Below are 12,349 nucleotides of genomic sequence, written 5' to 3' on the forward strand. Positions count from 1 at the left end.
TCAAACATCAAACAAGTGCTTTTGGCACTGTTCTTCAGTACCATACAGCTTGATAAAGCGATGAATAGAAATACTTTTCTGAAATTGAACCATATTCTTAGGCATGATCTAATCCTCAAGTTTTCTTTAACTCAAAGTATAGCTCAGCTGGCTGATTAATGATGGTAATCAGGTAATACTAAATCCTCAATCTTAGCGTTGCTTGGGTGGAAAAATTAACATCAAAGCATAATTAAAATTTCTCATGCTGAAATTACAATTTCTAATTAAAACGAACAATCAGCTAAATAATAATAATAACAAAAGTGTGATCATAATAGACTTATTAAAAATAATTTCATTTCAAAACCGGCCTCTATCACATAAAAAGTAATTATATAGATATAAATAGTGCATATTTCAAAATCATCATTACATATCTTGTTAATAACACAGTGAATATAATTCCCTTCATACTGCCCTGCAAGGTGAATAATCATATCACAGATGAATAAAGTTCCAGCATTAGTAGGTAATTAATAACAGCAAAGAAAATATGGTGGTGAATAAATTTCATTACTATTCAAAATGGCCTAACAAACAATAATAAAAACGATTTGTGAGTAACATCGAAGAAAGACAAAACAACAGGCGTAATATTAACTCAAGAACAAAAAACAGCTTCAAACGCTCTATTCATCGTCCTACAAATAACGTTTTAATTAGAACAAATCAAATAAACTAATATGAGAGATTCTATTATGAGTAAGTTCTACGTAGGTTCTGAAATAGGTCAATTACGTCGCGTTCTAATTCATCGTCCCAGACGCGCCCTCACTCACTTAACCCCGACCAATTGCCACGATTTACTATTCGATGACGTGCTAGCCGTTGAGCGTGCAGGCAAAGAGCATGATGCCTTTGCGCAAACGTTAAGGGATCAGGGCGTCGAAGTTCTGCTTCTAACTACTCTTCTTGCAGAAACACTGGCAGTCCCCGAAGCAAAAGACTGGTTGCTCAATACACAAATATCTAATTACCGCTTTGGTCCTACATTCGCCAATGATCTGCGTTGCTACTTAGCCGACTTACCTAACCTGGAGCTGGCGAAAATCTTAACGGGTGGCCTGTCATTTGGTGAAATGCCACTACAATCCTCTTCTATATTACAATCAATGCACAAACCGACCGATTTCATCATCAGCCCACTACCGAACCACCTATTCACTCGCGACACCTCTTGCTGGGTGTATGGCGGTGTATCAATTAACCCAATGGCGAAAGTCGCCCGCCAACGTGAAACGAACCATCTACGCGCTATTTATCGCTGGAATCCAACGTTCGCAGGACAAGACTTCATTAAATATTACGGTGATGAAGATCGCGCTTACGAGCAATCAACCATCGAAGGTGGCGATGTGTTAGTCATCGGTAAAGGTGCTGTACTCGTTGGCCTGTCTGAACGTACCACCGCACAAGGTGTTGAGCAGCTCGCTTCAAGCTTATTCAAGCACGGCCAGGCAAAACAGGTCATCGCACTTGAGCTGCCACAAGATCGCTCTTGCATGCACTTAGATACCGTCATGACACACATGAATGAAGATACCTTCTCAATCTATCCCAACGTCATCCCTGACAATGTGAACTGTTGGAGCCTGACCGGTGATGAATCGGGCATGGTAAAAGCGACCCAACAGCCATCTTACATGCGCACCATTGCAAAGGCGCTGCATGTCGACACACTTAACCTCATCACGACCGGAGGCGATAGCTTCGAAGCAGAACGGGAACAGTGGAACGATGCTAACAATGTATTGACCGTGAAACCCGGGGTCGTCATTGGTTATGAACGCAACACCTACACCAATGAAAAATACGACAAAGCCGGTATTACTGTACTGCCTATCCCCGGCGATGAACTCGGCCGTGGCCGTGGTGGTGCTCGCTGCATGAGTTGCCCAATTGAACGTGATGGTATCTAACGGCCAAGTAAAAACAGTCACTCCCTCGACTAAACACTAGAGAATGCATTTATGACAAAGCAAACTGTCGTTGTCGCACTAGGTGGTAATGCGCTACTTCGCCGCGGTGAGCCACTAGAAGCCGATGTTCAACGCCACAATATTGAAGTCGCCGTCAAAACAATTTCAAAAATTGCCCAAATATATAATGTCGTTTTGGTACACGGTAATGGTCCGCAAGTTGGCTTATTAGCACTACAAGGCTTGGAGTACAAAAAAATCATGCCTTATCCACTCGATGTATTAGGCAGTGAAACACAGGGTATGATCGGTTACATGCTGATGCAGGAGTTCAAGAATCACTTACCTGAGCGTAATATCTCTTGTCTGCTGACCCAGATGACCGTCGACCCTAGCGATCCCGCCTTCGCCAACCCCACTAAACCGATCGGTCCTATCTACGAGGAGTCTGAAGCACGTACACTGGCTGAAAAATACCACTGGACGATAAAACCCGACGGTCAGCATTTCCGCCGAGTCGTCCCTAGTCCCCAACCAACTGGCATTATTGAAAGCGATGCAATAACCAAGCTCATTGATGAAGGCCACCTCGTAATTTGTACTGGCGGTGGTGGTATTCCGGTTAAAAAAGAAAACGGAAAATTAGTGGGTGTGGAAGCGGTTATCGATAAAGACATGTCTGCCGCATTTTTAGCAAAACAACTTAATGCAGATGCGTTGTTGATCTTGACAGATGCAGATGCCGTCTATCTCGACTGGGGCAAGCCAACCCAGTACGCCCTACGCAATACTACCCCCAATCAATTATCCAAGTTTGAATTTGATGCAGGCTCGATGGGGCCAAAAATTGAAGCGTCGTGCGCGTTTATTCAACAAGGCGGGAAAGTGGTTGGTATCGGCGCCCTGGAAGACGGTTTGCACATCCTCGAAGGCACCGCCGGTACCAACATTACAAAAGATTAATGTTCGATCCAATCATTCAGATGACTCGCGTTCTTTGGTTTTCTCACCGGTCGCCAAAGAACGCCTAAACCAGAAGGGATACATCATGGCCTTTAATCTACGCAACCGTAATTTTTTAAAATTACTCGACTTTACCCCTCGTGAAATTCAGCACTTACTTGATCTGTCTGCAGAACTAAAAAAAGCAAAATACAACGGCTACGAGCAACCGCGCCTAACAGGCAAAAACATCGCATTGATCTTCGAAAAAACCTCCACGCGCACCCGTTGCGCGTTTGAAGTAGCTGCATTTGATCAAGGTGCACAAGTCTCTTACTTAGGCCCATCCGGTTCACAGATTGGCCACAAAGAGTCAATGAAAGATACCGCGCGCGTGCTGGGCCGTATGTACGATGGCATCGAATACCGTGGCTTTGGTCAAGATATCGTCGAAGAGCTTGGCGCATATGCGGGCGTTCCGGTATGGAATGGCCTCACTAATGAATTCCACCCAACGCAAATTCTGGCTGACTTCCTCACCATGATAGAGCATGGCCGTGGCAAGCAGCTGCATGACATCAAATTTGCCTATCTTGGCGACGCTCGCAACAATATGGGCAACTCACTGTTGGTAGGTGCAGCCAAAATGGGGATGGATATCCGTCTTGTCGCACCAAGGCAATTCTGGCCAGAAGAGCAACTACTTGCTCAATGCCATAACATTGCAGACGAGACTGGCGCCAAGATCATGCTGACAGAGAATATTCAAGAAGGCATACAAGGTTGTGACTACCTCTACACCGATGTGTGGGTATCAATGGGTGAGGCGAAGGAAGCGTGGGCAGAACGCATTAACTTAATGCTGCCCTACCAAGTCAACATGGATATGCTCAGAGCCACCGGCAACCCACATGTAAAATTTATGCACTGCTTGCCCGCATTCCACGGTGAAGACACCACAATGGGTAAAGAACTGGCGAAAGACTACCCTGTACTGGCAAATGGCGTTGAAGTCACGGATGAAGTGATTGAATCCGATCACTCTATTGTATTCGACGAAGCTGAAAACCGCATGCACACCATTAAAGCCGTCATGGTGGCAACGCTCGGTAACTAATTATCTCACCATTGGGAAATGCGGGTGGCATCAGCCGTCATAAACTCAAATAAACCCGCATTTTCTATCCGCACCGAGAAAAATACCATTAAAGCAACTTTCAATGAGGCTTGGTGATCACCGTCAACAAGTGTAGCTAGCATTTAATGCTACAATGCCGCAACAAAACAACAAAGCCACCTTAACGTGGTAGTTCAATGTGATATTCATGATCTATGGCTTTTAATGTATGCAACGTACTCAGAACCCGTACACTCATACGCCAAATTTAAGGATTTACCCATGGACGATACCATTGATCCTAACGGCTTATATTCAGCTGAAGATAAAACACTAACCGCTGCTTGTAAGCGTTTATTGCAACAACAAAGTTTTTCAACGCAAAACGAACTGCGCAAAAAACTCATCGAAATCGGCTTTAGGGGAATAGGCCAATCAACCGTTTCTCGCCTGCTTTCTCTACTTGGTGTTTCCAAAGTACAAAATGCTTGTGGTGAAAAAGTCTATTGCATTACGCCTGAAACCGCTCCTGTAAGAATAAGCTCTTCCATTGCTTCACAAATTGAATTAATCACCCATAATCAAACGATGGTCGTCGTAAAAACACACCCAGGCGTGGCTCAATTAGTCGCAAGATTAATCGATATCGGCCCTCATATCGAAATATTAGGCACCGTTGGCGGTAACGATACGGTGCTAATCATCCCCAAAGACACCAACAATATTGAAGAATGTGAGCACATCGTCAAAGCTCGCTTGGGGGTGTCATAGTCACAACGGGCAGATCCCCGGATCTCGCCGTTGTGACGAGGAACCATCCTTGCCCCTAAACCTGACGTTAGGCTTAATGATCTTACGACGGAAGCGCATCGTGATATTCCAAAACGGGACCCGTCGTAAGAAAAGCTTACGAACAGATATATTTACACACACATGTGAGTAAATTGTTCTTTTATAACACCTGATTTGTTCTAACATTACATTTTTCTTGTTATTCCCCCACCAAGTAATTTGAGATAGGTCATGATTGTGTGCATTTCAGAGCAATCATGACAGTTTGTGATCGTTAATGAAAAAACAATTAAATAATATATTCATCAATAACGGAATATCTCAATAATTTGGAGCACTTTAGTGGTAACTATCTTTAGTCTTGTCATCATTTTCTCAGTGGGAATGTTGATCTACAAGAAATTCAACCCACAGACATCCCTATTGATCGGGGGTATCATCATGATGGCCGCCGCGATTGTATTCAATACCGGCACACCTTTAGCTGCAAACGCCTCTAGCGGTAATGAATGGCTGGATATCTTTACCTTCATCAAAAACACCACGGCAAAAACGGTCGGATCGTTAGGTTTGATCATCATGGCGGTCGGCGGTTTCGCTAAATATATGGACCACATTGGCGCGTCACGTGCATTGGTTAATATAGCGATTAAACCGCTGGGCTATTTCAAAGCCCCTTATTTAGTAATGGCGCTAGGCTATATTATCGGCCAAATTTTAAACATCTTTATTCCAAGTGCATCCGGCCTTGGCTTACTATTAATGGTAACGCTTTACCCGATCCTTGTACGTCTGGGTGTCAGTAAAATGTCTGCGGTTGCCGTTATCGCCACCACCGCTTGTTTGGATCTTGGCCCAGCCTCAGGTAATGCCAACCTGGCAGCAAAGACCGCCGATATTTCAGTAACTGAATACTTTATCGATTATCAGCTGCCTGTTGCTATCGCGACAATGATCACCATTGCCGTGCTGCATTTCTTTGTCCAACAGTGGTTTGATCGCCGTGAAGAGAATAAAGACAATGTAGAGATCCAAGCAGAAGAAGCATTAGTCGCGCCACCTGCCTGGTATGCACTACTACCGATGATCCCACTGTCTTTGATCATGCTATTGAGCCCAATGGCGTTTGAGAGCGTTAAAATCGATGTGGTAACTGCAATGTTTATCTCAATCGCAGTATCTATGCTCTGCGAAGGCTTCCGTCACGGTGCAAAAAATATTTTCAAAGATATTTTTGTCTACTTCGACAGTATGGGTAAACAGTTTGCCCGCGTCGTGACACTGGTTATTGCGGGTCAGGTGTTTGCCCACGGTATGAAAGTGATTGGCCTGCTTGATACCGTGATTAACTTCGCGATCAACGCCAGTATTTCACCATCGCTGATGATTATTATGATGGTGATCATCATTACTTTCGCCGCCATTCTGATGGGTTCTGGTAATGCCCCGTTCTTCTCATTTGCCGCGATGGTGCCTGATATTGCGAACAAAGTCGGAATTAATGCCGTTGCCATGCTAATGCCAATGCAGCTGGCATCAGGTATTGCTCGCTCAATGTCACCGATCACTGGCGCAATTGTGGCCGTGGCGGGTGTGGCTGACGTATCACCGTTTGAACTGGTTAAGCGTACCGCGATCCCAATGATTGGCGCGCTGATTGTATCAACCGGAATGTCATTAATCTTAGGGCTGTAATCGATCCCATGTCATCGTTGACAGGTTAAAACCTTCCACAAAAAATGCCGATATCGTTTGATATCGGCATTTTTTATCTCACCTATCACCCGGTGAAATAAAGGTTAATAACTCAAATTAAACTTTACCGCGCCAGTGTCTATATCCACCGTATCATCGGTTTCTAACTCACCACCCGCTTCAACCGAGATACTAAAATTATCAGTCGCGTTAAACTTTACCCCTGCCCCAAATTCAGTCGGCGATACCGTGTTTTTGTTTTGGTAAACACTGTGGCGATCAATCGCACTATTATCGACAGGTCGGCGCCCTTCACCATAAAACTCTACCGCCTGACGGATCAGCTTCGGATGATGACTAAACGTCTCACCAAAAGCAGGGAGGGTTGATTCCGTCGATGTCGACAACGTCGGATCCAGTGGCAATAACTGCGGTAACGGCGAGTGAGTAGGCGCTTGAATAGGTGTCACCCCAGCAGCTGGTGAGAGTGGCGTTATCTCAGATACAGAGGCTTGCACGAAGCCAGAGCCAAATAGAGATGCTGTCACAATGAAAACCCCAGCTCGCTTACTCATACCCTTGTGCACCTTCTCTTTGATCTGCTTCAGGTTATCATATCGCGGGAAGGTTTATTTTCCAGTACTCAGTAGCAAAATTAACACTTCATTGATAACAATTGCCTGCCATGCCATTGGTAGCACCTAACGCATCAACGCATTCTCAACCGCTTCGCCATACTTAGGGGACTTAGCGCGGATATCACCGATAGTGACGTCATCAATAGATCATAAGGTCGGTGAGGCATTAACTCTGATACTAAAACACAACCGCCCAATAATAAAAATGATTTTGTATTCTGTTTTATTGCTATTATTCAATCCTTGAATTTTAGATATTCAATACATAACTTTCAAACCATTACCTTCGTTTATCTATTGTAATAAGATCATGTCGTGGATATGCCTTTCTCACCTCGTCAAGGATCAAACTATGCTCTTCATCATCTTTATCTTCAGTGATATTCGTTGAATATATAACCTTTAAATCATCACTTGCATTTTTTTTTATGAATTCAATTATATTACCCATGTTTTTATCATTAAAATACATTGGGCGACATGCTGGTTTCTCTACAACAATCAACTTATCTTTTTTATTACAGACATCTTGTTCAATATAAATCAAACTCAGTTCATTTCTTGCTTCATTCACATGAATGTAAAGTATCGAATCATAGGGTATAATCATGATAAAATATTTTTTTTTCATTCCTGTCATGGCAAAACTTAATAAAGCAAAACCGCCAGCTCCAATGAAAATCATAGGACCAAATATAACACCTAATATTACACACACCGCAGAACCAAGCCAGCCAGTAATTCGTGCTAGTTTATAACCAAAATCAGGATCATTTTTATATTTTTTTATGGCAATAAACTTATCATTAAAGCGATAACAGTATATATATTCTGCAAAAGTAGCCCACCAAGAAAACCCCATAAAAAATGATACTATTAATGAAACTAAATAATACCAATCCAAACTAGGTAAAATAATATCCCAACCATCTTTATATGCACCACCTAATACATACATAAATGAAAATGCAAATAATCCCGCTATTATTCGAAAATGTTCAAATCCTGCATAACATGGTTGATCCCAGTTTAATTTATTATTAGAATCAGCAACTTCATTAAATCTCTGCATCCAAAAATCATCAAGATAAGCTGTGCTTGGAGTTTTATTTGCGGCCTCTATGTAAGCATTTTTCAATTCATTAAAATTTATTTTCTCTATCATAACAACCTCATCTGTAACTTATCTATATGGCAAAAACATATCATCATGTGCTGACAGGCTTTCTTGAGACATGCCACTTGCTGTTTTTCCCACACCTGTATGTTCTATTAATTGTGCCTCATTCAGAGGTTGAATTTCAGACCATATAAAACAGCCCACAGATCTGCATATGCAGCATCGTTGGCAGTAAAATCAAAGCGAACTTGTATACCTTAATCGCCACACATTTCGTTAATGTCATATTTAGCCATCATCCTTGATCATGCTGATTTGACTCACACTAATAGAAGAATAATTTGGTTGTGGTTTCATCTAAGAAACGATTAGGTTTTACCCGTTGTATAAATTCTTCAACTTTCTTATCCATTTCAGCTTGCTGCTCAGGAGTGACTAGAATTTTATATACAGATTTACCATCTTCCCCTTTTAAAACCTCCCCCCATTCATTTTCTAATAATGATTTTACTGTAGGAGAACCAACAGTTCTCCCCCCCCAATGCCGTTGTTAGTCGATGATAATAATAAGCCATCACATAATTTTGAGGAAACCCTCTAGTCCCGTTTTCATATGCGTAAGACAAACTTTTAGCAGCTCGGTGGTAACCTAACTCTAGTGCTTTAAATATCCATTTATGGGCTTCTTCTCTGCCAATCATATCTGCTCTAAAATACAACTTAAACATAGCTGGCGCATAACCATCTTCTGCGGCCATTTTTAAATAATTAACACGTTGTTCAGTAGTATCCCAAAATGCTCCATCATTTAATATGCCATAGCCTTTATGCTGCATTAAATCTTTATATATTTCATTGCGTACTTTTTGCCGATAAAAGGGGATATATTCCCACCATTTATCGCCTTTTACATGCATTGCATATTTCGCTTTACCATCGCCTTCAACTCCCAGTTTTGCCCAGCCAGCCATCGCTTTTTCATGCCAAGCTTCGTCACACGGCCAACCAAGGTAATCACACGGGCTATTACCACCGGGGACTAATAAGTCCATCGCCCACGGGTTGCCCATTTTTGCCGCTTTATAAAAGGAATCGCCTGCTTCGAAACGTTCATCACTTTCGTATTGGGTAACGCCCAGCCAGTACGTCGCAGCAGCGCTACCTTTGTCAGCCTCTGCTTGAAAAACTGCTTTAGCTTGCTTTATTTTTGCTTGATTGTATAAGTGGATACCTTGTTGGATCGCGGTTTGATCTATGCTGACTTGATCGAGGCCAGCTTGACCAATCGCAGTTTGCCCTATCACCACAGGAGCAGAGCCAATCGCCTCACCAGCATGGCTGATCGGCATATGCAGCATCGTTAGCAGTAAAATCAGGGCGAACTTGTATACCTTAATCGCCACGCATTTCGTTAATGTCATATTCAGCCATCATCCTTGATCAGCTTGTTTTTACTTTTACATTAATAAAAGAATAACTTGGTTGTGGTTTCATCTAAAAAGCGATTAGGTTTTACCCGCTGTATGAATTCTTCAACCTTCTTATCCATTTCAGCTTGCTGCTCTGGGGTAACTAAAATTTCATATACAACATTACCGGCTTCATCCTCTAAAACTCCCCCCCACTCATTCAGCAAGAAATTTTTCACGGTTGGAGACCCAACAGTTCTCCCCCCTAATGCTGTTGTTAGTCGATGATGATAATAAGCTTTTATGTAATCTTGCGGAAAACCTCTAGTCCCTTTTTCATATGCATAAGATAAACTTTTAGCGGCCTCCGAGTAACCTAACTCAAGTGCTTTAAATAGCCACTCATTTGCTTTTTCTCTGCTAATCATATCTACTGAATAATATAAGCTTAGCATCGCCGGCGCATAACCTTCTTCTGCTGCCATTATTAAATATTTTTTCTTTTCTCTACTATCCCATTTTGCGCCATTTTTAAATATACCGTAACCCTTATACTGTATTATGTCAGTATGAATTTCATTACGTACTTTCTGTCGATAAAAAGGAATATATTGCCACCAGTTGTCCCCCTTTTCATACATAGCGTATTTCGCTTTGCCATCGCCTTTGGCCGCCAATTTTGCCCAGCCAGCCATCGCTTTTTCATGCCAAGCTTCATCACATGGCCAACCAAGGTAGTCACACGGGCTGTTGCCACCAGGCACCAGTAAATCCATCGCCCATGGGTTACCCATTTTTGCGGCTTGCAAAAAAGAATCACCAGCTTCGAAGCGTTCGCCACTTTCATATTTAGTGATACCCAGCCAATACGTGGCAGTCGCGCTGCCCTTGTCTGCTTCCACTTGCAGCAGCGCTTTAGCTTGCTTGAATTCAGATTGATTGTATAAGCGGATGCCTTGTTGAATCGCAGTTTGATCTATGCTGATTTGATCGAGGCCAGCCTGACCAATCGCAGTTTGTCCTATCACCACAGGAGCTGAACCAATCACCTCGCCAGCATGGCTGATTGGCATATGCAGCATCGTTGGCAGTAAAATCAGGGCTAATGTGCGCGCCCTAACCAACGCAAGTTTCGTTAATGTCATATTCTGCCATCATCCTTGATCAGCGTGTTTTACTTTTACATTAATAAAAGAATAACTTGGTGGTGGTTTCATCTAAAAAGCGATTTGGTTTCACCCGTTGTATAAATTCTTCCACTTTTTTGTCCATTGCAGCTTGTTGCTCAGGAGTGACTAAAATTTTGTATACAGATTTACCATCTTCCCCTTTTAAACCCCCCCCCCATTCGTTTTTTAATAATTTTACCACTCTTGGTGAACCTGATATATTCCCACCAAGTGCTATAGTTAAGCGGTAATAATAATAAGACTGAATGAAGTCCTCAGGATATCCATCTGACCCCGTTTCATATAAATAAGACAAAGTGTTAGCTGCTTTATAGTAACCTAATTCAAGTGCCTTAAATATCCACTCATTGGCCTTATCTCTGCCAATCATATCCGCTCTAAAAAACAACATAAACATAGCGGGGGCGTAACCATCTTCTGCGGCCATTTTTAAATAATTCACACGTTGTTCGGTTGTATCCCAAAATACGCCTCGATTTAATATTCCGTAGCCTTTATGCTGCATTATGTCTTCATAATTTTCGTTACGCACTTTTTGTCGATAAAACGGAATATATTGCCACCATTTGTCTCCTTTTACATACATAGCATATTTCGCTTTACCATCACCTTTGTCAGCCAATTTTGCCCAGCCAGCCATCGCTTTTTCATGCCAAGATTCATCACATGGCCAACCAAGGTAGTCGCACGGGCTATTACCACCGGGTACTAATAAATCCATCGCCCAAGGATCGCCCATGTTAGCTGCTTTATAAAAGGAATCGCCTGCTTCGAAACGTTCACCACTTTCGTATTGAGTGATCCCCAACCAATAAGTAGCAGTCGCGCTGCCCTTGTCTGCCTCCGCTTGAAAAACTGCTTTGGCTTGCTTTATTTTGGATTGGTTATACAGGCGGATGGCTTGTTGGATCGCGGTTTGGTCTATGCTGATTTGATCAAGGCCAGCTTGACCAATCGCCTCACCAGCATGGCTGATCGGCATATGCAGCATCGTTGGCAGTAAAATCAGGGCTAATGTGCGCGCCCTAACCAACGCGAATTTCGTTAATGTCATATTCTGCCATCATCCTTAATCAGCTTGTTTTTACTATTGCCTTAATAAAAGAATAACTTGGTGGTGGTTTCATCTAAAAAGCGATTAGGTTTCACCCGTTGTATAAATTCTTCCACTTTTTTATCCATTTCGGCTTGCTGCTCTTGGGTGACTAGTATTTCATATACAACATTACCTTCTTCATCTTCTAACCCCCCCCCCACTCATTCAGCAAGAAATTTTTCACAGTTGGAGAACCAACAGTCTTTCCCCCTAATGCCGTTGTCTTACGAATCCCCTCATAATTTTTTTGATAAACAATGAGGTAGACGCGCACCGACACCTTTGATCTAATGGATATCGCCAGAAACACATTAGACCAATTGGACGGTACGATGCGCGATTTTCAGATTCTACAGCAAACAATTCAAAACCACTGCCCTAGTATTCAC

12 protein-coding genes and 1 pseudogene are annotated in these 12,349 nt (G+C 42.5%); 5 read left to right on the top strand and 8 right to left on the bottom strand.

Annotated features, from left to right (window positions below):
• Window positions 1-105, bottom strand: a pseudogene (locus L4D12_RS24735) (IS1595 family transposase); the annotation flags it as partial.
• Window positions 106-740: 635 nt separating this feature from the next.
• Here L4D12_RS24735 and arcA point away from each other — a divergent pair.
• The 3 genes from arcA to L4D12_RS24750 all read left to right on the top strand — a co-directional run bounded on the left by arcA (window position 741) and on the right by L4D12_RS24750 (window position 4,020).
• Window positions 741-1,961, top strand: coding sequence for an arginine deiminase (arcA, locus tag L4D12_RS24740; protein ID WP_428450489.1), 1,221 nt, complete (start codon window positions 741-743; stop codon window positions 1,959-1,961).
• Between the two features lie 51 nt (window positions 1,962-2,012).
• Window positions 2,013-2,924 (top strand): carbamate kinase, encoded by a 912-nt coding sequence (arcC, locus tag L4D12_RS24745; RefSeq protein WP_428450490.1) that lies wholly within the window; start codon window positions 2,013-2,015, stop codon window positions 2,922-2,924.
• Between the two features lie 85 nt (window positions 2,925-3,009).
• Window positions 3,010-4,020, top strand: coding sequence for an ornithine carbamoyltransferase (locus tag L4D12_RS24750; protein WP_428450491.1), 1,011 nt, complete (start codon window positions 3,010-3,012; stop codon window positions 4,018-4,020).
• A gap of 5 nt (window positions 4,021-4,025) precedes the next feature.
• On the opposite strand, the gene L4D12_RS24755 is transcribed toward L4D12_RS24750, so the two are convergent.
• Complete coding sequence (locus L4D12_RS24755; protein WP_428450492.1) at window positions 4,026-4,163, bottom strand: hypothetical protein; 138 nt, start codon at window positions 4,161-4,163, stop codon at window positions 4,026-4,028.
• 139 nt (window positions 4,164-4,302) lie between these two features.
• Between L4D12_RS24755 and L4D12_RS24760 the strand changes: the two genes are divergently transcribed.
• Together L4D12_RS24760 and dcuC are read left to right on the top strand one after the other, a co-directional pair.
• Entirely contained in the window at window positions 4,303-4,791 is a 489-nt protein-coding gene (locus L4D12_RS24760; RefSeq protein ID WP_428450493.1) for an arginine repressor, read from the top strand.
• 363 nt (window positions 4,792-5,154) lie between these two features.
• Window positions 5,155-6,507, top strand: coding sequence for a C4-dicarboxylate transporter DcuC (dcuC, locus tag L4D12_RS24765; RefSeq protein ID WP_428450494.1), 1,353 nt, complete (start codon window positions 5,155-5,157; stop codon window positions 6,505-6,507).
• Between the two features lie 104 nt (window positions 6,508-6,611).
• On the opposite strand, the gene L4D12_RS24770 is transcribed toward dcuC, so the two are convergent.
• From L4D12_RS24770 to L4D12_RS24795, 6 genes are all read right to left on the bottom strand, one after another.
• Window positions 6,612-7,082: a hypothetical protein gene (locus tag L4D12_RS24770; protein WP_428450495.1), complete on the bottom strand. Its 471-nt coding sequence runs from the start codon at window positions 7,080-7,082 to the stop codon at window positions 6,612-6,614.
• Window positions 7,083-7,425: 343 nt separating this feature from the next.
• Entirely contained in the window at window positions 7,426-8,310 is an 885-nt protein-coding gene (locus tag L4D12_RS24775; protein WP_428450496.1) for a hypothetical protein, read from the bottom strand.
• Between the two features lie 443 nt (window positions 8,311-8,753).
• Window positions 8,754-9,614 carry an SEL1-like repeat protein gene (locus L4D12_RS24780; protein ID WP_428450497.1) on the bottom strand — a complete coding sequence of 287 codons (861 nt, stop codon included), beginning with the start codon at window positions 9,612-9,614 and terminating at the stop codon, window positions 8,754-8,756.
• 113 nt (window positions 9,615-9,727) lie between these two features.
• Window positions 9,728-10,747 (bottom strand): tetratricopeptide repeat protein, encoded by a 1,020-nt coding sequence (locus L4D12_RS24785; RefSeq protein WP_428450498.1) that lies wholly within the window; start codon window positions 10,745-10,747, stop codon window positions 9,728-9,730.
• A 112-nt stretch (window positions 10,748-10,859) separates the two neighbouring features.
• Window positions 10,860-11,918, bottom strand: a complete 1,059-nt coding sequence (locus tag L4D12_RS24790; RefSeq protein WP_428450499.1) for an SEL1-like repeat protein — start codon at window positions 11,916-11,918, stop codon at window positions 10,860-10,862.
• Between the two features lie 41 nt (window positions 11,919-11,959).
• Window positions 11,960-12,121 (bottom strand): hypothetical protein, encoded by a 162-nt coding sequence (locus L4D12_RS24795; protein WP_428450500.1) that lies wholly within the window; start codon window positions 12,119-12,121, stop codon window positions 11,960-11,962.
• Between the last annotated feature and the right edge of the window lie 228 nt (window positions 12,122-12,349).

Origin of the sequence: Photobacterium nomapromontoriensis, assembly GCF_050336815.1 — a bacterium.
GTDB lineage: Bacteria > Pseudomonadota > Gammaproteobacteria > Enterobacterales > Vibrionaceae > Photobacterium > Photobacterium nomapromontoriensis.